The sequence below is a fragment of the Staphylococcus caledonicus genome, from assembly GCF_016238465.1.
GTDB lineage: Bacteria > Bacillota > Bacilli > Staphylococcales > Staphylococcaceae > Staphylococcus > Staphylococcus caledonicus.
Genome location: NZ_JABTXV010000001.1, coordinates 971,589 through 995,749 on the forward strand (window position 1 = coordinate 971,589; position 24,161 = coordinate 995,749).

At 32.9% G+C, this 24,161-nt stretch carries 25 protein-coding genes; 6 read left to right on the forward strand and 19 right to left on the reverse strand.

Features of this window, described 5'->3' with window-relative positions:
- Positions 1-26: 26 nt before the first annotated feature.
- The 3 genes from HS848_RS04850 to HS848_RS04860 are packed head-to-tail and all read right to left on the reverse strand — an operon-like array spanning position 27 to position 2,024.
- On the reverse strand, positions 27-764 hold the full coding sequence (locus tag HS848_RS04850) for a pseudouridine synthase (protein WP_198611449.1): 738 nt from the start codon (positions 762-764) through the stop codon (positions 27-29).
- Positions 761-1,300, reverse strand: coding sequence for an SMC-Scp complex subunit ScpB (scpB, locus tag HS848_RS04855; RefSeq protein ID WP_198611450.1), 540 nt, complete (start codon positions 1,298-1,300; stop codon positions 761-763). The genes HS848_RS04850 and scpB overlap by 4 nt, the downstream gene beginning before the upstream one ends.
- Entirely contained in the window at positions 1,293-2,024 is a 732-nt protein-coding gene (locus tag HS848_RS04860; protein WP_107508370.1) for a segregation and condensation protein A, read from the reverse strand. Before HS848_RS04860 ends, scpB begins: the two co-directional genes overlap by 8 nt.
- Positions 2,025-2,118: 94 nt before the next feature.
- Here HS848_RS04860 and HS848_RS04865 point away from each other — a divergent pair, with 94 nt between their 5' ends.
- Positions 2,119-2,700 (forward strand): DUF309 domain-containing protein, encoded by a 582-nt coding sequence (locus tag HS848_RS04865; protein ID WP_198611451.1) that lies wholly within the window; start codon positions 2,119-2,121, stop codon positions 2,698-2,700.
- Between the two features lie 56 nt (positions 2,701-2,756).
- On the opposite strand, the gene xerD is transcribed toward HS848_RS04865, so the two are convergent.
- The 3 genes from xerD to HS848_RS04880 all read right to left on the reverse strand — a co-directional run bounded on the left by xerD (position 2,757) and on the right by HS848_RS04880 (position 4,849).
- A complete protein-coding gene (xerD, locus tag HS848_RS04870; RefSeq protein WP_107508372.1) occupies positions 2,757-3,644 on the reverse strand; it encodes a site-specific tyrosine recombinase XerD in 888 nt (295 codons plus the stop codon).
- A 108-nt stretch (positions 3,645-3,752) separates the two neighbouring features.
- Positions 3,753-4,202: a ferric iron uptake transcriptional regulator gene (gene fur, locus HS848_RS04875; protein ID WP_107508373.1), complete on the reverse strand. Its 450-nt coding sequence runs from the start codon at positions 4,200-4,202 to the stop codon at positions 3,753-3,755.
- Between the two features lie 104 nt (positions 4,203-4,306).
- Positions 4,307-4,849: an NUDIX domain-containing protein gene (locus HS848_RS04880; protein WP_107508374.1), complete on the reverse strand. Its 543-nt coding sequence runs from the start codon at positions 4,847-4,849 to the stop codon at positions 4,307-4,309.
- Positions 4,850-4,930: 81 nt separating this feature from the next.
- On the opposite strand from HS848_RS04880, the gene HS848_RS04885 reads away from it, so the two are divergent.
- Positions 4,931-5,839, forward strand: a complete 909-nt coding sequence (locus HS848_RS04885; protein WP_198611452.1) for an aldo/keto reductase — start codon at positions 4,931-4,933, stop codon at positions 5,837-5,839.
- A 108-nt stretch (positions 5,840-5,947) separates the two neighbouring features.
- Here HS848_RS04885 and HS848_RS04890 read toward each other — a convergent pair whose 3' ends face one another.
- Positions 5,948-6,190 (reverse strand): hypothetical protein, encoded by a 243-nt coding sequence (locus tag HS848_RS04890; protein WP_198611453.1) that lies wholly within the window; start codon positions 6,188-6,190, stop codon positions 5,948-5,950.
- 22 nt (positions 6,191-6,212) lie between these two features.
- Positions 6,213-6,968 (reverse strand): SDR family NAD(P)-dependent oxidoreductase, encoded by a 756-nt coding sequence (locus tag HS848_RS04895; protein WP_198611454.1) that lies wholly within the window; start codon positions 6,966-6,968, stop codon positions 6,213-6,215.
- 179 nt (positions 6,969-7,147) lie between these two features.
- Here HS848_RS04895 and proC point away from each other — a divergent pair, with 179 nt between their 5' ends.
- On the forward strand, positions 7,148-7,963 hold the full coding sequence (proC, locus tag HS848_RS04900) for a pyrroline-5-carboxylate reductase (RefSeq protein ID WP_107508378.1): 816 nt from the start codon (positions 7,148-7,150) through the stop codon (positions 7,961-7,963).
- Between the two features lie 62 nt (positions 7,964-8,025).
- Here the strand turns inward: proC and rnz are convergent, their stop codons facing one another.
- The gene (gene rnz / locus HS848_RS04905; protein WP_107508379.1) at positions 8,026-8,946 is read right to left on the reverse strand and encodes a ribonuclease Z; all 921 of its coding nucleotides are present in this window, start codon (positions 8,944-8,946) and stop codon (positions 8,026-8,028) included.
- A gap of 250 nt (positions 8,947-9,196) precedes the next feature.
- Between rnz and zwf the strand changes: the two genes are divergently transcribed.
- Together zwf and HS848_RS04915 are read left to right on the forward strand one after the other, a co-directional pair.
- A complete protein-coding gene (gene zwf, locus HS848_RS04910; protein WP_198611455.1) occupies positions 9,197-10,681 on the forward strand; it encodes a glucose-6-phosphate dehydrogenase in 1,485 nt (494 codons plus the stop codon).
- 187 nt (positions 10,682-10,868) lie between these two features.
- Complete coding sequence (locus HS848_RS04915) at positions 10,869-11,738, forward strand: effector binding domain-containing protein (RefSeq protein WP_198611456.1); 870 nt, start codon at positions 10,869-10,871, stop codon at positions 11,736-11,738.
- Positions 11,739-12,228: 490 nt separating this feature from the next.
- Here the strand turns inward: HS848_RS04915 and HS848_RS04920 are convergent, their stop codons facing one another.
- The 3 genes from HS848_RS04920 to HS848_RS04930 form a co-directional block, all read right to left on the reverse strand.
- Positions 12,229-13,875 (reverse strand): glycoside hydrolase family 13 protein, encoded by a 1,647-nt coding sequence (locus HS848_RS04920; RefSeq protein WP_198611457.1) that lies wholly within the window; start codon positions 13,873-13,875, stop codon positions 12,229-12,231.
- Positions 13,876-14,164: 289 nt separating this feature from the next.
- Positions 14,165-15,574, reverse strand: coding sequence for an NADP-dependent phosphogluconate dehydrogenase (gndA, locus tag HS848_RS04925; protein WP_198611458.1), 1,410 nt, complete (start codon positions 15,572-15,574; stop codon positions 14,165-14,167).
- A 76-nt stretch (positions 15,575-15,650) separates the two neighbouring features.
- Positions 15,651-16,775: a M20/M25/M40 family metallo-hydrolase gene (locus HS848_RS04930; protein WP_198611459.1), complete on the reverse strand. Its 1,125-nt coding sequence runs from the start codon at positions 16,773-16,775 to the stop codon at positions 15,651-15,653.
- 165 nt (positions 16,776-16,940) lie between these two features.
- On the opposite strand from HS848_RS04930, the gene prli42 reads away from it, so the two are divergent.
- The gene (gene prli42 / locus HS848_RS04935) at positions 16,941-17,036 is read left to right on the forward strand and encodes a stressosome-associated protein Prli42 (RefSeq protein WP_157947855.1); all 96 of its coding nucleotides are present in this window, start codon (positions 16,941-16,943) and stop codon (positions 17,034-17,036) included.
- A gap of 143 nt (positions 17,037-17,179) precedes the next feature.
- Here the strand turns inward: prli42 and HS848_RS04940 are convergent, their stop codons facing one another.
- The 7 genes from HS848_RS04940 to HS848_RS04970 all read right to left on the reverse strand — a co-directional run bounded on the left by HS848_RS04940 (position 17,180) and on the right by HS848_RS04970 (position 24,157).
- Entirely contained in the window at positions 17,180-17,779 is a 600-nt protein-coding gene (locus HS848_RS04940) for an LPXTG cell wall anchor domain-containing protein (RefSeq protein WP_198611460.1), read from the reverse strand.
- Positions 17,780-17,800: 21 nt separating this feature from the next.
- On the reverse strand, positions 17,801-18,931 hold the full coding sequence (locus HS848_RS04945) for a trypsin-like serine peptidase (protein WP_198611461.1): 1,131 nt from the start codon (positions 18,929-18,931) through the stop codon (positions 17,801-17,803).
- Positions 18,932-19,289: 358 nt separating this feature from the next.
- Positions 19,290-20,267: an aromatic acid exporter family protein gene (locus HS848_RS04950; protein WP_198611462.1), complete on the reverse strand. Its 978-nt coding sequence runs from the start codon at positions 20,265-20,267 to the stop codon at positions 19,290-19,292.
- Between the two features lie 13 nt (positions 20,268-20,280).
- Positions 20,281-20,718 (reverse strand): bacilliredoxin BrxB, encoded by a 438-nt coding sequence (brxB, locus tag HS848_RS04955; RefSeq protein ID WP_107508097.1) that lies wholly within the window; start codon positions 20,716-20,718, stop codon positions 20,281-20,283.
- Positions 20,719-20,811: 93 nt separating this feature from the next.
- Positions 20,812-22,167: a dihydrolipoamide acetyltransferase family protein gene (locus HS848_RS04960; protein WP_198611463.1), complete on the reverse strand. Its 1,356-nt coding sequence runs from the start codon at positions 22,165-22,167 to the stop codon at positions 20,812-20,814.
- Positions 22,168-22,179: 12 nt separating this feature from the next.
- Positions 22,180-23,163, reverse strand: a complete 984-nt coding sequence (locus HS848_RS04965; RefSeq protein WP_198611464.1) for an alpha-ketoacid dehydrogenase subunit beta — start codon at positions 23,161-23,163, stop codon at positions 22,180-22,182.
- On the reverse strand, positions 23,156-24,157 hold the full coding sequence (locus tag HS848_RS04970; protein WP_107508100.1) for a thiamine pyrophosphate-dependent dehydrogenase E1 component subunit alpha: 1,002 nt from the start codon (positions 24,155-24,157) through the stop codon (positions 23,156-23,158). Before HS848_RS04970 ends, HS848_RS04965 begins: the two co-directional genes overlap by 8 nt.
- Positions 24,158-24,161 lie beyond the last annotated feature (4 nt).

Consider the following 24,161-nt stretch of genomic DNA (forward strand, 5'->3'; position numbering starts at 1 on the left):
AAATTTATTTTCAGTTATATAGCTAATTATTTACCGTTTTCTGCCATATGTCTTAAAACTTTAACTTCATGAGGAGTTAAGACACGACCTTCTCCAGCATTTAAACCTTTAAGATCTAGGTTTCCTAACTCAATACGTGTTAATTTATCTACTTTTTGGCCAAAATGCTCAAACATACGTCTTACTTGTCTATTACGTCCTTCGCTAATAGTAATTTCTACAAGCGTTGTGTTTCTTTCTTTATCTTGTTTTTTTACTTTAACTTGTGCGGGTTGTGTAAAGCCATCTTCTAATTCAATACCATTTTCTAATGCTTTAACTTCTTCACGCATTAGGTAGCCTTTTAATTTAGCGACGTATTTCTTTTGAATATGGTATCTTGGATGAGTCATTAGATTTGTGAATTCACCGTCATTTGTAAGTAATAATAAACCTGATGTATCATAATCAAGACGACCGACTGGATAAATTCTAGTTTCTAAGTCCTCAAAATAGTCTGTAACTACTCTACGGCCTCTATCATCAGAAACACTCGTAATAACTTGAGTAGGTTTGTAGAATAAAATATACATTTTATCTTCTTGTTCAATTTTAATCCCTTCAACTTCTACATTATCTGAAGGTTTTACTTTGGTACCTAATTCGGTTACAACTTCACCATTCACTCTAACTTTACCTTCAGTTATTAATGTTTCTGCTTTTCTTCGTGACGTATAACCACTATTTGCAATTCGTTTTTGAAGTCTTTCTAATTCTTTGCTCATTTTGAATCTCCTTTTTGATTTACAAGGTTACTGAAGAAATCTTCCATTTCTTCTTCATCTTCTTCAGTTATAGGTAAATCTTCTATTTTTTCAATACCAAATACATTTAAAAATAAATCAGTTGTTTGTAAAAGATGACTACGTGAACTTTCAACATCTTTAGCTTCAATCAGACCACGAGCAATTAAAGTACGTACTGCACCATCAGAATTAATGCCTCTTATCAGTTCTATGTCATTTCTGGTTAAAGGCTGATTATAGGCAATAATGGATAAAGTTTCCATCGCAGCTTGAGAGAGTTTCATATTTGCTTTTTGTTCAATTAGTTGTTCTATATAGGAAGCGGCTTCTTTTTTTGAAGTTAAAATATAAGTAGAACCAAATTTCTGAATGGTAAGCCCCGTAGAATCATAAGATGAAATCAATTTATCTAGCGCTTCTTTATCTATATCAAGAATTTCAATGAGTTGTTTCTCTTCAAGACCTTCGTCACCGGCTGTATAAAGTAATGCTTCTATAATTCCCTTATTATCCAATGTTAAAATTCACTCCTCTGATGATGTTGATGTCATCAAAATTCTTTGATTGTTCTATATTAATGAGACCAGATTTAGACATTTCAAGTATAGCGAGAAAATGTGTTACTACTTGCTCTATCGGTTCGTGAAATGTGAACAAACTGAAGAAATTGAAAGATGACTGTTTTTGTAATTGAAGTGAAACCTTTTCAGTAGCTTGTTGAATGGTAAACGATTCTTTTGTAATTTCAACTGATTTAGGCGTGTTAATCGCTACTCTATTTCTCACTCTTTGATACGCTACAATTAATTCAGTTAAATCAATTGTTTGGTTTGCATCCCATGTTGCGTCTTTTTCTAAATGTGATAAATCAGTGGGATGTTTAGTGAAGTATAATTCACGTTCCTTTTTCATATCATTAAGTAATTCCGTATATTGCTTATAGTTTTGATATTCTATTAAACGTCCAACTAACTCTTCTCTTGGATCTTCAACAATTTCATCGTCCATTTCTTGTTGTGGTAATAATAGTTTGCTTTTAATCATTAATAATTCAGAAGCCATGACTAAGTATTCACTCGCCCCATTAATTTCAAGCTGTTTCATCGCATGGATATATTGCATGTATTGTTCAGTTAGAGACTTCATAGGAATATCATAAATATCAATCTCATATTTCTGTATTAAGTGTAGTAACAAATCTAACGGGCCGTTGAAGGCATCTAATTTTACTTCATACATAGTTATCGTCCTCATAAAAATTCTATAACGTGCATAATTTACTAGAGTATTATAGCATGAATATCATAAACATTTAAATTAAGGATGATGTAGATTGGAACAAGCATTAATAAATTTCTATTATCATTTTCATAAGCATCAACATTATTTTCTCTGCCATGATATCTTAGAAGAGGCTTGGAAGATGAACCCATCTTTTTCCAAAAAGGATGCTATTGTAAGTTTAATCCTGTTTTCAACTGCGATGTATCATTTTAGGAGACATAATTTTAAAGGCGCTTTGAAAAGTTTCCAAAAGGCATTGCTTACTTTTCAACAAGCGTCAGATAAAGTAGATATAGGTTTAAAAGAAGAGGACTATATTAATTTAATAGAAAAACAAATCGATAATGTAATGAATCACCATACATTTATACCTGTATATTTACCTGTGACTAATTATATGGAAAAGTTAATATATAAAGTTTATCCAGATTATGAATTTAAACACTTACCAGTGAGAGAAGATTACATTGTACATCACCATTTGTTAAGAGATAGAAGAGAAGTTGTAGAAGCTAGACAACAAGCACTTCTAAATAAACATAGAAAAAGAGAGAGACGAGACAGAAATCTAATATTTTACAAGGATTTCATTGTCTCGTCCCAATATGGCGACATAAAAGAAAGGCATTAGATTTAATACACCTATATCTTAGTCAACCAGTGTTAGAGAGATTTAGCCTCTTTTGTTTACGCTCTAGGATGAAATTGATTATACATTTGTCTAATTTGGGTTTTTGAAACGTGTGTATATAATTGTGTTGTGGATATATCTGAATGACCTAACATTTCTTGAACCGCACGTAAATCAGCCCCATTTTCAAGTAAATGAGTGGCAAATGAATGTCTTAACGTATGTGGCGTTAACGTTTTAGTAATATTCGCTTGTAAACCATATTGTTTAATAATCTTCCAAATACCTTGCCGTGTTAAAGGTCGGCCATGCATATTTAGAAACAATACGTTAGTGACGGTTTTCTTTAATAATTGCGGTCGAACGTTATTAATATAAGTATCTAAGTATTCAATAACTGTATCGCCAAGAGGGATAATACGTTCTTTATTCCCCTTACCGAACACTTTTACAAACCCCATGATTAAATTAATATCTTCAATTTCTATTTGAATTAATTCAGAAACACGCATTCCAGTCGCATACAATAATTCAAGAATTGTGCGATCTCGATAACCATTATTCTTATTTAGATTTGGTGTTTCTAAAAGTTCAAGTACTTCATCAACTTCTAGTACGTCTGGGAGTTTTTTTTCATACTTAGGTGTTTCAATTAACACAGTAGGATCTTTAGCTGCATATTTTTCACGTAATGCAAATTGGTGAAAACTGCGTATTGTAGAAATAAAACGGGCAATTGATTTTGAGGAAGCACCTTCATCGATTAAGTGGCCTAGACATTCTTGAATCGTTTGACGGTCGATAAAATCTATATGTGCGATTTTATGTTCTGACATATATGTTTTATATTTATTTAAATCTCGACGATAAGCACCAATCGTATTCTCACTTAACCCTTTTTCTATTTGAATGAATTTTAAATATTCTTCGATAATTGTATCCATAACAACACCTCTATTTTTCAGAAAAGGAATAGAAAAGGATTCATGTTTAACTTTCTAAGTTTTAATCTTTACATGAACCTTTATCATCCTGTCTCACCAATCAATTCTTTATTGATTTTTTTTAGCTTGGCATTCGGCACAAACGCCATGAAATGTTAATCTGTGGTCTAAAATTTTGAAATTGTATTCAGATTCTACACGTTCTTCTACTTGAGGTAATAAATCTTCATGAATTTCATCTACTTTACCACATTCCATGCATACTAAGTGGTGGTGAAAGTGTTTAGCGCCCTCTTTTCTAAGGTCAAAACGAGCCACGCCATCACCGAAGTTGATTTTATCAACTACTTTTAGTTCGGCAAGTAATTCTAAAGTTCTATATACAGTGGCTAAACCTATTTCAGGCGCTTTATCCTTTACTTTTAAGTAGACATCTTCTGCACTAAGATGATCCTTTTCATTTTCAATTAAGACACGCACTGTTGCTTCACGTTGAGGTGTTAATTTATATGAAGATTGTTGTAATTGTTGTTTTACTCTATTTAATCGTTCTTCCATGGGAGCGACACTCCTCTATTAATAATTATAATCATTTTAATTTGAAAATATTTCAATTACTAAATTACCAATATTTTCGCTAAAAAGCAAGTCGTAAGCCATTCTTATTTAGAATGATTATAATTTAATAATACATGTTGTAATCCAATGATAGTTTTAGCATCTTCAATTTCGTTACTATCAAGTAAGGCTTTAATATCTTTAACAGGGACTTTATGTAATTCCACAAATTCGTCGTCATCAAGATTTAGTGTGCCTTCACTTAATTGATCTGCAAAGTAAATCGTTAATTTTTCATTTGAAAAGCCTGGTGATCCATACATATTTGTAATTAGCTCTAAATCTTTTGCAATATAGCCTGTTTCTTCTTCTAACTCACGTTTTGCTGCTTCTTCTCTTTCTTCGTCTTCTTCTAATTTACCAGCTGGTAGTTCTAATAATGGTTTCTCAACAGGTTTACGATATTGTTTAACTAGCAGTACTTCGTTCTCAGGTGTAATTGCACAAACTGCGACAGCACCATTGTGATAAACTAGTTCGCGTTTAGAAGTATTGCCATCCGGTAGCTCTACATCATGTATTTCTAAATCGATAATTTTACCGTTATAAATTACTGTTCTATCAAAAGTCTTTTCATTAAATTCCATTTAATTCACGTCCCTTTTAATTCGTTATATTAATTGATAAGATAAATGCGTTACCTAAAGTGTATCGAAAGGAGATTGGACATGCAAAAAAATATTTTAAAGAGTGGCATCGAAATTTCAGAACTAGGTTTAGGTTGTATGAGTTTAGGAACTAATTATCAAGAGGCTGAACCAATTATCGAAAGTGCAATTGAAAATGGTATTACTTATTTTGATACTGCTGATATATATGACAGAGGAACAAATGAAGAAATCGTGGGTAAGGCACTAAAAAAATATCAAAATAGAGATGATATTGTTATTGGTACAAAAGTTGGAAATCGTCCAACAGAAGATGGTGGTACAACTTGGGATCCTTCAAAAAAATATATTAAAGAGAGCGTTAAGGAATCTTTAAAACGTCTCGGGTTAGACCATTTAGATTTATATCAACTACATGGAGGCACAATTGATGATCCATTAGATGAAACGATTAGTGCATTTAATGAATTAAAACAAGAAGGTATTATTAAAGCGTATGGTATCTCATCAATTCGCCCTAACGTTATCGATTATTATTTAAAACATAGTGAAATTGAAACAATTATGTCTCAATTTAACCTTATCGATAATCGACCAGAAAAACTATTAAATGATATACATGCTCATAATGTTAAAGTTTTAGCACGTGGTCCAGTATTTAAAGGATTATTAACATCTAATAGTGTTAATGCTTTAGATAATAAATTTAATGAAGGTATCTTTGACTATAATCATCATGATTTAGGTGAAACAATTGCCTCTATTAAAGAAGTTGAAAGTAACTTGAGTGCCCTTTCATTTGAATATTTAAAATCTCATGATGCACTTGGCTCAATTATTGTAGGCGCTAGTTCTCCTGAACAAATAGAAGAAAATGTGAGAAATTATCACAAAAAAGTAAGTTTAGATCAAGTTAAAGCTGCACGTGAAAGAGTTAAAAATCTCGAATACACACAACATTTAAAATAAAACTTATCAATAATTATAATAGTCCAGGGAGTTAATATCTTCCCTGGCTATTTTAATTGCTTTAAAATAGCGAGCTTTTTAAAAGGATATTCGTTTTTGGTTAATTTTTTAGTATAACTTTTTATATAAGTAGTTATCCCCTAGTGATTCACTATCTAGAGCAACGTTCATGACTTCTCCTCTAAGTATTATTTCGTGAAATTTAAATTCAACAAATTCTTGTTCCGAAACTTCTAATGAATCATAATGCTCATGCCCTAATAAATCTCTAAATGTAAACGTACTATGAAGTTCTAAAGCAGGAATATTTTCTACTGCCTGTTTGACATGATGATTGACGCAACACAACATGATAACCCCTCCAATTTAAATATTAACTTTTATTTTTAAAAAATGGTGTTAGCCATTGTTCAAATGTTCTCGGCGCTAAATGATATAACTTTAGTAATTGATGCATCCATTTAGGTTTGTTAATTTCTTTTTTTTGTTTAATTATGCTCTCTACTACTTCACTTGCTAATTGCTTAGGGTCTAACATAAGCGCTTCATACTTCTGAGCGTATGCTAGTGTGGGGTCAGCCTTTTCGTGAAATGGTGTTAGAATCGGTCCGGTATTAACCGACATCACATGATAGTTAGGTTCTTCAATTCTTAAAGCGTTAAGCACGGCGTTTAAAGCTGCTTTGGAAGCACCATAATGAGCGGCATGCGCCTGTGTCACATAAGCTGCTTGGCTAGCAATCCCAACTATTGAAGCCTTCGTAGTGAAATGAGTGCGTAAGACGTCCAATATAAGATTAAAGCTAATCACATTCACGTCATAGGTTTCAATCATTTCTCTAGGTGAATGTTGCTGAATAGACTTAAAATAGCCTAAACCAGAACTATAGATTAAGCCATGTATTGGTTTATTGATATTTGACGCTAATTTAAAAATTGCTTCCCTATCTTGTAAGTCACATTGAACCATTGAGACCTTATCATGATATGTCTTGAAATCAATTTGGTTAAATTTTTGAGGGTTTCGAGCAATCATCGTCACGTAAGCGCCACGTTTAAGAAGTTGTTTAACAATTTCTAATCCTAAACCACTCGTGCCTCCTGTTACTACATAATGGTTGCCAATCATGATGACTTCTCCTCCTTTAAAGATTCATACTTATACTAACGTATTCATACTATTTGATAAAGAAAATAATAAATAAGCCTGGAAGAGATAACTTAGCAAAGTAACCACTAGTTTGCCATGATGATTGTATAATATGTTACTATGGTTTTATAAAAAATAGAGTGAGGATGATGTAGTCAATGAAATTAGTATTCTATGGCGCTGGCAATATGGCGCAAGCAATTTTCAAGGGAATTATTAACTCTAAGAAATTAAATTCAGATGATATCTATCTTACAAACAAATCTAATGAAGAAAGTTTAAAGAAATTTGCGGAAGAATTAGGAGTAGAATATAGTTACGATGATGAAGCCTTATTAAAAGATGCAGATTATGTATTCTTGGGAACTAAACCATATGATTTCGAAACAGTAGCAAAACGAATCCGTCCTTATATTACTGATGAAAATCGTTTTATCTCTATTATGGCAGGTTTACCTATCAACTATATTCATGATCAACTACAAGTTACAAATCCAATTGCTCGAATCATGCCTAATACGAATGCTCAAGTCGGTCATTCTGTTACAGGGATTAGCTTCTCAGGGAATTTTGGACCTAAATCTAAAGATGAAGTAATTGATTTAGTAAATGCATTCGGTTCAGTCATTGAAGTAGATGAAGATCATTTACATCAAGTTACTGCAATTACAGGCAGTGGTCCAGCCTTCTTATATCATGTGTTTGAACAATATGTTAAAGCTGGTACAGAATTAGGCTTGGAAAAAGGACAAGTTGAAGAATCTATTAAAAATTTAATTATTGGAACGAGTAAAATGATTGAACGTTCTGATTTAAGTATGGAACAATTGCGTAGAAATATTACATCTAAAGGTGGTACGACACAAGCAGGTTTAAATGCTTTAGATCAACATGATATTAAAGGCATCTTTGAAGATTGTCTAAACGCAGCAGTAAGTCGTAGTATTGAATTATCTAAAAATGACGATAACTAATATAATCATTTAAAAATAGCCCCTAGAATCTTTGTTATTCTAGGGGTTTTTGACATGGCACATTAAATTTTAAACGTATCAAAGTCTTTCACAAACTCAAAATTTGGTGTTTGTTCTTTGGCTTGTAAGTCCAATTTTATTGAGTCAATGACATCATGATTGTAACGGTTACTTAAATGAGTAATTAAGCTTCGTTTTACATTAGCTTGTTCTATTAAATCAAAGACATCTTCTATATGACTATGATGATAGTTATTGGCTAATGTTTTATCGCCTTCTATATACGTAGCTTCGTGAACCATAACGTCAGCATTTTCAGCTATATAAAATTCATTTTTACAAGGCTTAGTGTCACCAAAGATTGATACAATTGGTCCAGGTTTAGCAGGCCCTTTAAAATCATCTGAATTAAATATTTGGCCTTCATGTTCAAACGTCTCATAAACTTTAACTTCTTGATATTTAGGTCCAGGTTCTAAACCTATCGCTTTAAGCGCATTAACATCAATAGTTCCTGGAGTAGTTGGCGATTCAATGCGATAACCATATGATGGGATACCATGATTTAATAGTTTAGCAGAAACTGTAAAACCGTCATGATGATATGTAAAGTTATTATCTATTTCAATATATGTAATAGGATAATTTAAATGGGATTCTGATAATCTTAAAGTAGTTTCAATAAAATTTTGTAATCCCTTTGGCCCTATAATCGTTAGTGGCTTATCTTCCCCACCTTGGAATGAGCGACTTGTTAATAAGCCGGGTAAGCCAAAGATATGGTCGCCATGCATATGCGTGATAAATATATGATTCACTTTGCCAAGTTTAATCGAATGATGCAAAATTTGATGTTGTGTACCTTCCCCAACGTCAAATAGCCAAATAGAATTCGAATAAGGTTCTAGATTTAAAGCGATGGCTTGAGTATTTCTTTCTTTAGTTGGCAACCCAGCGCTTGTACCAAAAAACGTCACTTCCATGCATATGCCTCCCTTTTTCTCCAATATATTTTATCACATCTCCCATTGATTGTTATAATAAGAAATGAAATTAACTAACTAGAAACAATTTAAGGTATAATGATATTAATAAATTATTAAATTGCTCGTCTTTCATTTCATACGTACATCCTGAAAATAATATATATATTTTAGGCAAAATTGTATGAAGCGGTGTCAATTTATTTTATAATAAATTAATCATAGCAATTAAAGAATTGAGGTTTTGATCTTGAGTAAACATACTAAACATATCCCTTGTTTAATTACTATCTTCGGGGCAACCGGAGATTTAAGTCATAGAAAATTATTTCCATCTCTTTTCCATTTATTCCAACAAGACAATTTAGACGAACATATTGCCCTTATTGGTATTGGACGTCGAGATTACACAAATGAAGTCTTTCGTGAACAAGTTAAAGAGTCTATAGCAACACATGTGAAAGATACTGATCAAATAGATGAATTTATGGAACATGTTTATTATTTTAAACATGATGTTAGCGATGAACAAAGCTATCATGCACTCTTAGATTTCTCTAATGAACTTGATAGTAAATATCAATTAAAAGGTAATCGTCTATTCTATTTAGCGATGGCTCCTCAATTCTTTGGCGTTATTTCTGATTATTTAAAATCAGCTGGCCTTACTGAAACAAATGGATTTAAACGCTTAGTCATCGAGAAACCATTCGGTAGCGATTTAAAATCGGCTGAACAATTAAATAATCAACTACGTCAATCATTTAAAGAAGAAGAAATTTATAGAATTGACCATTACTTAGGTAAAGACATGGTCCAAAATATTGAGGTACTTCGCTTTGCGAATGCGATGTTCGAACCATTATGGAATAATAAATATATTTCTAATATTCAAGTGACTTCATCTGAAGTTCTAGGTGTAGAAGATCGTGGTGGATACTATGAATCTAGTGGCGCATTAAAAGATATGGTTCAAAATCATATGCTTCAAATGGTAGCTTTATTAGCGATGGAAGCGCCTATAAGTCTTAAGAGTGAAGATATCCGTGCTGAGAAAGTTAAAGTACTTAAATCTCTAAGACAATTAAAACCACAAGAAGTGCGTCAAAACTTTGTACGTGGTCAATATGGTGAAGGTCATATAAACGATACTAAAGTAAAAGCATATCGTGACGAAGATCGTGTAGCTGAGGACTCTAACACACCTACGTTTGTATCAGGACGCTTAACAATTGATAATTTCCGTTGGGCAGGCGTACCTTTCTATATTCGAACTGGTAAACGTATGAAATCTAAAACGATTCAAGTCGTTGTTGAATTTAAAGAAGTCCCATTAAATCTTTATTATCAAACAGATAAACTTCTTGATTCTAATCTTCTAGTGATTAATATTCAACCTAATGAAGGTTTGTCACTTCATTTAAACGCTAAAAAGAATATTCAAGGCATTGATACTGAACCAGTTCAATTATCTTATGCCATGGGCGCACAAGATAAGATGAACACAGTAGACGCTTATGAAAACTTATTATTTGATTGCCTAAAAGGTGATGCTACGAACTTTACTCACTGGGAAGAATTAAAATCTACTTGGAAATTTGTGGATGTCATTCAAGAGGAATGGACAATGAATGAACCTAATTTCCCTAATTATGAATCAGGCACAAATGGTCCATTAGAAAGTGACTTATTATTAAGTAGAGATGGTAATCACTGGTGGGACGATATTCAATAAATTTAATGTAAACTTTACAATTGAATAAGTCAGAGTATATGGGAAGACAGCTCATTTGAAGCGGTGTCTTCCCTTTTTTGAATTGTTTGTGAAAAAATTTTACGTTATAGCACACGTTAAGATGTATATTTTCTAAAAATAAGGTAAAATATGAGTTAATGATTGTAAATTTATTGGAGTGAAAGTTTTGAACGTTATCAAGCAGATACAACAGGCAATCGTATTTATCGAAGACCGTTTATTAGAGCCGTTTAATTTGCAAGAGTTAAGTGATTACGTTGGTCTTTCTCCTTACCATCTGGATCAATCATTTAAAATGATTGTAGGACAATCACCTGAGAGCTATGCGCATGCTAGAAAAATGACAGTAGCAGCAAAAGAGATGATACAAAGTTCTTCGAGACTTGTAGATGTGGCAAAAAAATATAATTATGTGAGTTCAAATGACTTTGCGAATGACTTTAGTGATTTTCATGGTATCTCACCTATACAAGCATCTACCAAAAAAGATGAATTAAAGTTACAAAAACGTCTTTATATAAAATTAACAACCACTGAACGTGCACCTTATCCATATAGATTAGACACAACAGACGATATCGCACTAGTAGGCTACGTTCGATTTATTGAAGGAAATGATTTGTCTAATCCTTATAAAGTTCCTGATTTTTTAGAAGATTTATTTCTTGATGGTAAAATAAAAGATTTAAAAAGATATAATAATATAAGCCCTTTTGAGTTATTTGTAATTACTTGTCCTTTAGATGAAGGTGTAGAAATATTTATAGGCGTTCCGAGTGATCGCTACCCTTCTCATTTAGAAAGTAGATTATTGCCTGGTCGTCATTATGCAAAATTCAATTTACAAGGTGAAATTGATTATGCTGTAAATGAAGCCTGGTATTACATTGAATCAAGTTTACAACTTACTTTACCTTATGAAAGAGACAGCTTGTATGTCGAAATTTATCCTTTTGATATCTCATTTGAGGACCCATTCACTAAAATTCAATTATGGCTACCTATTGAACAAGACGACTATGATGATTTAGATTAATTAATTTAAAAATTTAAAGAGCCTAATAATTAAACACTAAAATGTAAGAGGCTGGGACATAAATCCTAAAATAATAGCGTAGAGATGATTCAGTACATGATTGAATCACCTCTACGTTTCTCTTTTTATATCGATACTTCGTATTGTTTGGCTCTCGTTCCTAGGGGGGGAGCGGGACAGAAATCTAATGTAATTTCAAAAATTTCGTAGTCCCACCCCGGCATGGTTGACTAGAAATGAAGAAAGTACAGATTGGACGCATCTTCATTTCAGACAACTACTGCCAGGTCGAGCCTCGGTCTCGACACTCATCCTATTCCCTCAGGAGTCTCGCCAACAATACTATGTTATATAAATAAAGAAAATGGTAATTTCTATTGAAAACAGATAGAAATTACCATTTTACCTTTAAGCCGAAATGTTTATGTCCCAGACGCTTCTATTTTTATCAATGCTATGTTAGTTTCAGGTACATTTAAATTAAAAAATCTTAAATAGTTGCTACGAAAGCTTCGTATGGTTTAAGTGTTTTGAGGTCAATGTCAGTATGATAATTATGAAGTTTAATACCATCTTTGGTTAAATCAAATGGTAACTCTAATGAAGCATTGTCACCAGTAAGATTTCCAACTACTACTACTGTTTGACCATTAAGTTGACGTGTATAAGCGAACACTTTGTCATTATCAGCATCTACTAAATCAAATTGTCCATACGTATAAATATCATCTGATTTTTTCAATTGAATCAAATCTTTATAGAAATTTAATACTGAATTGTCATCTTGTAACTGATCTTCAACATTAATTGACTTATAATTTGGATTAACTGGGAACCAAGGTTCGCCCTTCGTAAAGCCACCATTCTCTGAATTATCCCACTGCATAGGTGTACGTGAGTTATCACGGTTTTCCATTTTATATTTATCCAATAATTGATTAACGTCGCCACCTTGCTCTTTGACGATTTGATATTCATTTTTAACAGCAACATCATTAAATGTTTCGATACTCTCAAATGGATAATTCGTCATACCAATTTCTTGGCCTTGATAAATAAACGGCGTGCCTTGTTGTAAGAAGTAAACTACGGCGTGACTTGTAGCAGATTCAAACCAATAATCTTTGTCATTACCCCACGTTGAAACTCGACGCGGTTGGTCATGGTTTTCAATAAATAATGCATTCCAACCTACATCTTCTAATGTCTTTTGCCAACGATTTAATACTTCTTTATAGGCTTTTACATCAAATTGTGAATCACCTGTGCTCCATAAGCCTAGATGCTCGAATTGGAAAATCATATTAAATTTTCCTTTATCTTTGCCGACCCATTCTTCAGCATTATCTGGATTCACACCGTTAGCTTCCCCCACCGTCATGATGTCGTAATGACTTAAAGATTCGTCTTTCATTTCTTGTAGCCACTCTTGAATACCAGGTTGATTCATATCTACATCAAACGCTGGAGCATATCTTTTACCTTCAGGAATCGGTAAATCCCCTGCTTCAAATGTCTTCTTGATATGAGTAATCGCATCGACTCTGAATCCGTCGATCCCTTTTTCAAACCACCAATTCATCATACTAAAGACAGCTTCACGTACTTCTGGATTATTCCAATTTAAATCCGGTTGCTTTTTACTAAAGAGATGGAAATAGTATTGATCAGTTACTTCGTCAAATTGCCAAGTAGACCCGTTAAAGATACTTTCCCAATTGTTCGGTTCTGAGCCATCCGGTTTAGGGTCTGCCCAAATATACCAGTCACGTTTAGGATTGTCCTTACTTGATTTAGATTCAATAAACCATGGATGTTCATCAGATGTATGGTTCACTACTAAATCTAGAATTAATTTCATGCCTTTGTCATGAACCTTTTCCAATAGAAGATTGAAATCGTCCATCGTTCCAAACTCATCCATAATCGCTTGATAATCACTAATATCATAACCATTATCATCATTCGGTGATTGGTACATTGGACTTAACCAAATCACATCAATCCCTAAGTCCTTTAAATAGTCTAATTTCTCTATAATACCAGGTAAGTCCCCAATTCCATCATTATTACTATCATTAAAACTTCTAGGATAGACTTGATAAGCTACGGCTTCTTTCCACCAATTTTTAGTCATAATTTAATCTCCTTTGTCTTTGCACACATTTTGATATGTATTTCTATTTTTGAAAATGAAATTGCTAGGCGAATATATTAACTTGATATTTTGACTAGTTAATCGGAATATAAGTAAGCGATTTCATATATGAGTATACTCATATCGTAATAATTTAAGAAATATAAGTCAATTAACTAATAAAAATAACTAAATAAACAAACAAAATTTTATAAAAAAATGGCTGAAATTGCCAACGACAAAATCAACCATTTTAAATATTAGTATTAAACCAAGATTATAAAAACTATTACTCTTCTTCAACCCATTGTGTATGGAATACGCCTTCTTTATCTTTACGTTGATAAGTATGCGCACCAAAGTAATCACGTTGTGCTTGAATTAAGTTAGCAGGTAAGTTCTCAGAGCGATAGCTATCATAATAGTTAACACTTGCAGAGAAACCAGGCGTTGGTACACCATTACGTACGCCAGTAGCTACGACATCTCTTAATGCATCTTGATAGTCTGTAACGATATCTTTAAAGTAAGGATCTAATAATAAGTTTTGTAATTCAGCATTATTATCATAAGCGTCTTTAATTTTTTGTAAGAATTGTGCACGAATGATACAACCTTCACGCCAAATCATAGCTAAATCGCCTAATTTAAGATTCCATTCATTTTCTTCACTTGCTTTACGCATTTGAGCGAAACCTTGTGCATATGAACAAATTTTACTCATATATAATGCTTTACGAATTTTTTCTAAAAATTCTTCTTTATTACCTTCAAATTTAGCGTTAGGTCCATTTAATTCTTTAGAAGCATTCACACGCTCTTCTTTAATTGATGAAATAAAACGAGCAAATACTGATTCAGTAATGATAGTTAATGGAATACCTAATTCTAATGCGTTGATTGAAGTCCATTTACCTGTACCTTTTTGGCCAGCAGTATCAAGAATTTTTTCAACTAGAGCATCATTATCTTCATCTAGTTTAGTGAAAATATCGCCAGTAATTTCAATTAAGTAGCTTTCAAGTTCGCCAGCATTCCATTCTTTGAAAGTTTTTGAAATTTCTTCGTGTGACATGCCTAATAAATCTTTCATCATGGCATAGCTTTCTGCGATTAATTGCATATCTGCGTATTCAATACCATTGTGTACCATTTTTACGTAGTGACCGGCACCGTTTGGTCCGATGTATTCAACACAAGATGCGCCATCTTTAGCTTTGGCTGCGATAGCGTCTAAGATATCACTTACTTTATTATAAGCTTCTTCTTGTCCGCCTGGCATTAGTGATGGACCAGTAAGCGCACCGATTTCTCCACCAGATACACCCATACCAATAAAGTTAACGCCACTTTGCGCTAATGCTTTATTACGACGAATTGTATCTTGATAATTTGTATTACCACCGTCGATTAAAATATCATCGTCATCTAATAAAGGTAATAAACTTTCAATTGTTGCATCTGTAGCAGGACCAGCTTTAACCATTAATAAAATTTTACGTGGTTTTTCAAGTGAATTCACAAACTCTTCTAAAGAGTATGTTGGATGGATTTGTTTACCTTCTGATTCTTTAACCATTATGTCTGTTTTTTCGCTTGAACGGTTATAAACAGATACACTGTAACCGCGTGATTCAATGTTCCAAGCTAGGTTTTTACCCATTACAGCTAAACCTACTACACCTATTTGTTGAGTCATATTACTTACCTCTCTCATTCAATTTTTCAATAGTATTGTATCATAAAAACGAGAATTACTTCACTAAACTCAATCGTTATTTAGAGACTAATTCGATTATTTTAATCAATTGTTGAGCTAATTGATTTAAAGATTGTACTGAAATTCGTTCTGATGTTGTGTGGATATTTTCATAACCAACTCCAAGTATAACGGTCGGTATACCGAATGTATTAATGATACTTCCGTCTGAACCACCGCCAGCAATGACAGTATCTCCTGTTAGACCAAGTTCTTTTGCACTATTTATCGCATATTGAGTCACTTCTGCATTATCTTCAATCTTAAATCCAGGATAGCTCTTTTCAATACGAACATGAGCTTCTCCACCTAATTCTTTAGCCGTCGATTCAAATATATCTTTCATATGAGTAACTTGTTGATTAATGCTTTCATCGTTGTGAGAACGTGCTTCAGCTTCTAAGACAACTTCGTCTGCAACAATATTAGTAGCAGAACCACCGTGAAATTTGCCTATATTTGCGGTAGTGTACTCATCGATTCTACCTAATTTCATTTTACTTATCGCTTTAGCCGCAATATTAATAGCACTCACGCCTTTATCTGGTGTGCTTGCATGAGCTGTTTTACCCGTTATCGTAGTATGAATAGACATTTGTGTAGGCGCACCCACGACAGTTGTACCTACAGGCTGACTTGCATCTACCGCATAACCGAACTGAGCATCAAGTGCGTTGCTATCTAATTCTTTAGCACCTTTTAGTCCAGATTCCTCTCCTACTGTTATGATAAATTGGATTTGGCCATGAGGCAGATTATGCTCTTGCAAGTATTCAATTGTCTCAATAATAGCTGCTAAGCCAGCTTTATCATCTGAGCCAAGCACGGTAGTTCCGTCTGAATAAATGTAACCATCATCGCTTACATGTGGTTTTACATTGATTCCAGGCACGACCGTATCCATATGACTTGTGAAATAAATACTAGGAATGCTATTATCTTCACTTGTGCTTGGTAACGTACATATAAGATTGTTTGCTCCTAACCATTCTTTCTCAGAAGCATTATCTTCAACTACATTTAACCCAAGCTGTTCAAATTTATTTTTTAAAATGGGTTGAATAACTTCCTCGTGTCCAGTTTCAGAATTAATTTGGACTAATTCTAAAAATGTATCAAGTAATCGTTGACTGTTAACCATTAGTAATAACCCCTTTCTTATATAAATTCTATTCTAACTAATTTTTCACCATATCAAAACTAAATTGATTGCTATTTGTATAAAAATCATTTAAAGTATTTTTATATGTAATTAAATCGAATAAGTTAAGCTTTATCTGTGCTTAATAGTAAGGAGCGTTATAGATTGAACAATAAAGTTTTAAGAATCATCATTATTGTTATGTTAGTTGCAATTGTAGCGGCATTATTACTTACAAGTTTAGTACCACTTATGCATTAATAACATAAAGCGTTCGAATTTAAACATATCTAAGTTTTACTAAATCATGTTTTATATACGCTTTTTATATGAAAAATTAACGACTAGCCCCCTCTTTATTGAATAGAGGGAGTTAGTCGTTTTTTGAAATGAATTAATTTAATTTATTGTTTAATACGGTTTCTATAAACTAGGAATAAGCCGATAAATATTGAAGAATATGCTATGACATTGATTAATGAATTGCTTTGAGTTACACCAGTATTAGGCAATACACTCGCACTATGAGTTAAAGCGTTAGGTTGAGTATTAGCTTTAGCTTCATAATGATTTGAACTATTGTCATTATTCATAGCATTGTTACTGTTAAGTTTATTATAGTTAGTTGTATTAGAGCCATTATTGTTATTAGATACGGCTTTATTATCAGTTGTATGATTAGCTTTATTTGAAGTTACATTGCGATTAAGCGCATCACCAGGATTAATAGGATCTTCAACTACAAGCGTCGGCGAATCCTTGACCTTGACATTAAGCTCATCACCAGGAATAATAGGATCTTCAACTTCTAGAATATCATAATGAGGGTTTACGTTAGGAGGAGTAAACGTCCCATCTTTATGAAGAATACCGTGATCCAAACCATTAGTAGCGTTATTGATATTACCATTACTGTAATTACGCTCAGCGGCATGAGCGTTATTTAAATTTATTGTTGTTACTGTAGCCATTAACGTGCTTACTAAAATATTTTTTTTTAACATATGAATCTCCTTCCAATTATATTATTTAACTTTAGTTACATCTCTACTATTAAAATAACCAACCCATTTATTTTTAGAATCGTATAATGAATAATATGTTTGTCCATTTGGATGATTATATAAATACTTAGCAGTATAGATATTACCTACCTTGATATTTCGTAAATCTTTTCTAGAAGTGAACTCAAGGTTTCCCCAAACTATAATTTTACTCCGTGTTACTTTAACTTTGTGATTATAAGAATGAGCTAAGGGTGTTCCAATCCAGTGTTTTATATAATCTATGTTTATTGGATTTAATTTAGTTGCTCCATTATATTCGCTAGAACCAAAAGTATGCACCCCTATTACTTTGTTATGTTTGTCTCTTATACTACTACCACTTTGTCCTCGATTTGTGTCCATTAAATAAAATAAATTATTAACAGTAATTCTCTTTATAGTACCAGTAGATTTATATTGTGTTGCTCCACCTTTGTCTCCAGGGAAGCCTGAAGTTTCAATTTTATCATTGACTTTCATTGAAGATGTTAATGATAAAGTCCCAGTTTTTTTTCCTAAATTAGAATCTAATTTTATAGCTCCTAAATCATATTCTGAGTTTTGAGAATTTTGCCATGGCTTTAAAACCATCAATTTTTTAGATTTAGCTTTACCAATTTTATAATTATTAACTTTTATTCCAGCATATACAGTAACACTTTTAGCCCAACCAAATTCTTTAGAATAAAGATTGTGACCGGCAGTAAGTACAGTATCATTTCCAACCATTGTGCCAGAGCCTATATAAGTAAGTCCATTAGAAAAAGTTATATTTAATAATACAACTTGTTTATATGGAGTAGAGGTATAATTAGAAACTTTTACTCTTTCATCTTTTCCAAATACTCTTTCTTCAGTATCATATAAAACTTCATCAATAGTTTTTAACTTCGATTGATCTAATTCAAGCTTACCTGATTCTGGCGCTTCAGTAGCTTCTTTCCCCTGAATTTCTGGGTTAGATTCAGCTAGTTCGGGGTATTCCTGATTTTCAACGATTCCATCGTTTGCTACATAGTCTTCTTCAGCATGAGCGCTAAACTGAGTGCTAAATAACATACTACTTATTAAAGTTAAACTAGCTGCTTTTAAATAAAATTTCTTATTCATTTCAACACCTCACTAATATATTTGATTTAACTATATAACTATTTTATAAAATAATCAACAACTTTATTATAATATTTATCTAAACGACCAAAACTTATATTTTCGAATTTAATGTCTGTTTTTCTGAACAAATTAAAAAATAAGATAAACCAATAAAAAATGCTTAATTTATAGATATGCTAATAAGGCTAATATAGAATAGAGGCTTAATTATTTAAATTGGTATTTAATGTTTAAAGAAATTATAATCATTTGTACTATAGTATTATTTTATGGTCAAAACTTTATACATATAAAAAAGAGATTAAGCAACAAAACATTGCTTAATCTCTATAAATACACTTAAAACTTATCATTACTATATTTCACTATGTAACTTTAATGAACCAAAGTGTGACTTAATATTTAAATATTCTTCTAACTCATTTAATATTTGCATCATACTTGCGCGTGATTTTAAAGATTGATGAGAGCTAGGTAGAGGTAATTCGTCTAGTGTTAAACGTATCTCATACAGTGAATGTAATCTTAACGCAGTATAATCATTACTGTTTACGTTGTTACCTATCTCAGCCATTAATTTTGAAATATCACTAATTAATGGGTCATCAACAGTTATTTGATGAATAAGTGGTTGGATTCTACGTAAAAGTTCTAATTGCTCCTGTCTCATATCAAAATAGTGATAATATGAATTTTCATTACGTACAAAATGATTTTTTACATCTTTGAAAGCAATTGATTTAGCTTTACGAATATCTAATTGCAATTTTTCAAAAGAGACTGTTAAATCATTATGATAATTTGTGCATGCATGACTATACGTTTTAAAAATCTCTTTAAAGCCCGTTTCAATTTCTTTCTTCAAATTGCCTAATGTTTTATCGAAGCTAGGCATAATCAAATTCATAATAAAGGCAATGCCTAACCCTACACTTAAAAGTAATATTTCATTAATAATAAGGTGAAGATTAATCGCACTAGCGTTAAATACATGGAGTAATATAACGCAACTTGTAACGACACCTTCTTGAACTTTCAACATTACTGTAATAGGTATAAATAATAAAACAATCAAACCTAAAACTAAGGCATTTTGACCAAGTAAACTGAACACAAGGGAGCCAAATAATAATATTAAAAGACATGATACGAATCGAGATACAATTGCTTGAACAGAGTGCATTTTAGTATGTTTGATACATAAAACGATAAGGATAGCGCTCGATGCATAATTATCGAGCCCCATCCATTTAGCTAAAATAACACCGAGAGTGATACCTACCGCAGTCTTAAGTGTTCTAAATCCAATTTTATAGGGATTTAACTTTAACATTGGTAAGTCCCTCTTATCTTTCTTCGCAATATTTATCGAATAAGCCTTGTAATTGATTAATAACATCCATTACATCGTGACCTTCGATTTGATGACGTTCAATCATTTCGGTAATTTTTCCATCTTTAATAAGTGCAAATGATGGGCTTGAAGGTGCATAACCTTCAAAATAATCTCTAGCTTGTTGTGTTGCTTCTTTATCTTGACCAGCAAAAACAGTAACTAATCTATCTGGTAATTTATCATAATGCAAAGCATGACTTGCTGCTGGACGAGCGATACCGCCTGCACAACCACATACTGAGTTAACCATTACTAGAGAAGTACCATCTTGTTGTAATACTTTATCTACTTCTTCAGCACTTGTTAATTGCTCATATCCTGCAGATTCAATCTCGTTACGAGCTTGATCGACGACACCATTCATATATAAATCAAAGTTTAAATCCATTAGAATCACCTTTCAATCAATTGTTATTTAATGCTATTTTACTAATTTGACAGTCATAGTTCAAATAGCTTGTCTAGTTAATTTACAGGCAAATTAATAGATGTTAGCTGTTTCGATGGCATATTGCTCGATACGTTTTTTCACTTGCGCCATAAAGCGTCCTGTTTGTACGCCATCAAGGATACGGTGGTCAATTGAGATACATAAGTTAACCATATGTCTAATCGCAATCATATCATCGATAACTACAGGTCTTTTTACAATAGATTCTACTTGTAAAATGGCTGCTTGAGGATGGTTAATAATACCCATCGATGATACTGAACCAAACGTACCCGTATTATTAACTGTGAATGTGCCACCAGTCATGTCCTCTTGCGTAAGTTTCTTATTACGCGCTTTACGGGCAAGTTCATTAATTTCTCTAGCTATTCCTTTAATTGATTTTTCATCTGCATGCTTAATTACAGGAACATATAATTTATCTTCATCGGCAACGGCAATAGAAATATTAATATCTTTGTGTAAGATAATTTCATTATTATCCCAAGTACTATTTAGTAATGGATTAGCTTTAAGCGCTTCAGCTACAGCTTTAATAAAGAATGCAAAGAACGTTAAATTGTAGCCTTCATTTTCTTTAAAAGTGTCTTTATAATAATTTCTTGTTTTTACTAAATTAGTCGCATCTACTTCTACCATCATCCAGCCATGTGGAATTTCTGTAGCACTTGTTACCATGTTTTGCGCAATTGCTTTACGCACACCATTAACTGGTATCGTTTTACCAGAATGATTTGATTCGCTTGATGCTTTATTATTTGAAGGAGCAGATGGTATATCTTGGCTAATAGCTGTTTGACTACTATTTTGTGTTGGTTGATTTTGTGTATTTAAAGACGCAGATTGTTGTTCAGAACTTACATAAGCTTCTATATCTTTTTTAGTTACACGACCCTCAAAACCTGTGCCAGGTACTAACGATAAATCGACATTATTTTCTGAGGCAATTTTAAAGACTACGGGTGAAAATCTTCCGTTATTAACTTGTGATGAATCTGGTGTTTGTTGTTGAGGTTGATTTGTTTCATCCTTATTTTTACCAACATTATTAGAAATGTCGTTACCTTCAAGTGCTAAATTATCATCGCCACTTAAATTGACTTCGCTATGATTTGAATCTGTATCATTATTGTCATTTGATGAATCAGTTGAATTAGTTGTTTCAATCTTACAGATGATATGATCAACTTGAACAGTTTCTCCTTCATTAACTAGAAGTTCTGTAATGGTACCTGATACGGTTGAAGGCACCTCGGCAGTAACTTTATCAGTTACTACCTCACATAAAGGTTCGTATTCATCAACATGATCGCCTACAGATACTAGCCACTGTTCTATAGTTCCCTCATGTACGCTTTCACCTAGTTTAGGCATTTTTACGTCCATTGTATTGCCTCCTTAAAATTGTGCAAGTTCTCGCATTTTAGTTAAGATTTTTTCTGGATTCATCATTAGTTCATTTTCAAGGTTAGGAGAAAATGGCATTGATGGTACATCGGCACCAGCTAATCTTATAATCGGTGCATCAAGTTCAAATAAGCAGTTTTCAGCAATAATTGCAGAAACTTCAGACATGACACTACCTTCTAAATTATCTTCAGTTACTAATAAAATTTTACCATTACGTTTAGCACGTTCAATGATAGTTTGTTTATCTAACGGATAAACGGTTCTTAAATCTACGACTTCTACACTTACTCCATCAGCAGCTAAGATGTCAGCAGCTTGTAAACAGTAATTCACACATAAACCATATGTAAATACAGTAATATCGTCACCTTCACGTTTAACATCAGCTTTTCCTAGAGGAACAGTATAATAGTCAGTAGGAACTTCTTCTTTTAGAAAACGATAAGCCTTTTTATGTTCGAAAAAGAGCACTGGATCATTAGATTCAACAGAAGAAAGTAATAAGCCTTTAGCATCATATGGTGTTGAAGGAATAACAATAGTTAATCCAGGTGTTGAAGCAAAGATACTTTCAATACTTTGTGAATGGTATAGCCCACCATGAACGCCGCCACCAAATGGTGCACGAATAGTAATTGGACATTGCCAATCGTTGTTTGTACGATAACGCATTTTAGCAGCTTCACTAATAATTTGGTTCACTGCAGGTAAAATAAAATCAGCGAATTGAATTTCGGCGATTGGACGTTTACCCATCATTGCAGCGCCAATAGCTGTACCTACGATATTGGATTCAGCAAGTGGTGTATCGATGACGCGTTCAGCACCGTATTTTTCTTGTAAACCACGAGTGGCACCAAATACGCCACCTTTACGTCCTACGTCTTCTCCTAAAATGAAGGTATTAGGATTGTGCTCCATAGCTAAGTCTTGTGCTTGTTGAATAGCTTCAATGTAGCTCATTTTAGTCATTGTTAATACCTCCTTCAGGGTCGTATACATAAGTATAAGCTTCATCTACAGATGGATATTCAGCTTGTTCAGCATCTTTAGTTGCTTTATTTATAATTTCTTTATGAGCTTCTTCAAGTTCAGACAACCATGCTTCATCAATAATACCTTGTTCAAGTAAATAATCTTTGAATTTTAAATTACAATCTAAAGCTTTTAATGATTCACGTTCCTCTTTAGTACGATATGTATCATCATCATCAGAAGAGTGAGGTGTCATACGACTCGTAACGGCTTCAATTAAAGTAGCGCCTTCGCCATTAAGGGCTCTGTCACGCGCTTCTTTCATTGCTTTATACATAGCGATTGGATCATTCCCATCGACAGTTTCTCCATGGATGCCATAGCCAATCGCTCTATCAGATAATTTTTCCGCGGCATATTGGAGGGAATCAGGCACAGAGATAGCGTATTTATTATTAATGATGACACACACAAATGGTAATTTATGTACGCCCGCAAAGTTTAAACCTTCGTGGAAATCACCTTGGTTAGAACTACCTTCGCCTACTGTAGCTGTAGCTATGTTAGATTTTTTATCCATTTTCAAAGCTAAAGCAGCACCGACTGAATGGGGTATTTGAGTTGCCACAGGAGAGCTTTGTGATAAGATTCCTTTCTCACGATGGCTAAAGTGTGACGGCATTTGTTTACCGCCCGAATTGATATCATCTTTCTTACCAAATGAAGCAAGCATCGTATCATATGGTGAAATACCCATATAAGTTACGAAAGCTAAATCTCTATAGTATGGAGATGAAATATCTCCTTCTTTCATTGCATAAGCCATTCCAATCTGAGTCGCTTCTTGTCCTTGTCCACTTACAACAAAGGGGATTTTTCCAGCTCTGTTAAGTAGCCATAAGCGTTCGTCGACTTTTCTTCCTAAATCCATCCATTTATAAATTTCTTTAAGGTCTTCTTCTGTAAGGCCGACAGATTTATAATCAATCATCCTA

Coding starts and splice junctions, on each gene's coding strand:
- HS848_RS04920 (WP_198611457.1), bottom strand. CDS start 13,875: ATGACTAAAAATTGGTGGAAAGAAGCCGTAGCTTATCAAGTCTATCCT.
- HS848_RS04860 (WP_107508370.1), bottom strand. CDS start 2,024: ATGTATGAAGTAAAATTAGATGCCTTCAACGGCCCGTTAGATTTGTTA.
- gndA (WP_198611458.1), bottom strand. CDS start 15,574: ATGACTCAACAAATAGGTGTAGTAGGTTTAGCTGTAATGGGTAAAAAC.
- brxB (WP_107508097.1), bottom strand. CDS start 20,718: ATGGATTTAAACTTTGATTTATATATGAATGGTGTCGTCGATCAAGCT.
- HS848_RS04945 (WP_198611461.1), bottom strand. CDS start 18,931: ATGAATAAGAAATTTTATTTAAAAGCAGCTAGTTTAACTTTAATAAGT.
- HS848_RS04850 (WP_198611449.1), bottom strand. CDS start 764: ATGAGCAAAGAATTAGAAAGACTTCAAAAACGAATTGCAAATAGTGGT.
- HS848_RS04960 (WP_198611463.1), bottom strand. CDS start 22,167: ATGGACGTAAAAATGCCTAAACTAGGTGAAAGCGTACATGAGGGAACT.
- HS848_RS04965 (WP_198611464.1), bottom strand. CDS start 23,163: ATGACTAAAATGAGCTACATTGAAGCTATTCAACAAGCACAAGACTTA.
- HS848_RS04930 (WP_198611459.1), bottom strand. CDS start 16,775: ATGGTTAACAGTCAACGATTACTTGATACATTTTTAGAATTAGTCCAA.
- HS848_RS04885 (WP_198611452.1), top strand. CDS start 4,931: ATGCAAAAAAATATTTTAAAGAGTGGCATCGAAATTTCAGAACTAGGT.
- fur (WP_107508373.1), bottom strand. CDS start 4,202: ATGGAAGAACGATTAAATAGAGTAAAACAACAATTACAACAATCTTCA.
- rnz (WP_107508379.1), bottom strand. CDS start 8,946: ATGGAAGTGACGTTTTTTGGTACAAGCGCTGGGTTGCCAACTAAAGAA.
- HS848_RS04940 (WP_198611460.1), bottom strand. CDS start 17,779: ATGTTAAAAAAAAATATTTTAGTAAGCACGTTAATGGCTACAGTAACA.
- HS848_RS04970 (WP_107508100.1), bottom strand. CDS start 24,157: ATGATTGATTATAAATCTGTCGGCCTTACAGAAGAAGACCTTAAAGAA.
- HS848_RS04895 (WP_198611454.1), bottom strand. CDS start 6,968: ATGATTGGCAACCATTATGTAGTAACAGGAGGCACGAGTGGTTTAGGA.
- HS848_RS04890 (WP_198611453.1), bottom strand. CDS start 6,190: ATGTTGTGTTGCGTCAATCATCATGTCAAACAGGCAGTAGAAAATATT.
- HS848_RS04950 (WP_198611462.1), bottom strand. CDS start 20,267: ATGTTAAAGTTAAATCCCTATAAAATTGGATTTAGAACACTTAAGACT.
- HS848_RS04880 (WP_107508374.1), bottom strand. CDS start 4,849: ATGGAATTTAATGAAAAGACTTTTGATAGAACAGTAATTTATAACGGT.
- xerD (WP_107508372.1), bottom strand. CDS start 3,644: ATGGATACAATTATCGAAGAATATTTAAAATTCATTCAAATAGAAAAA.
- proC (WP_107508378.1), top strand. CDS start 7,148: ATGAAATTAGTATTCTATGGCGCTGGCAATATGGCGCAAGCAATTTTC.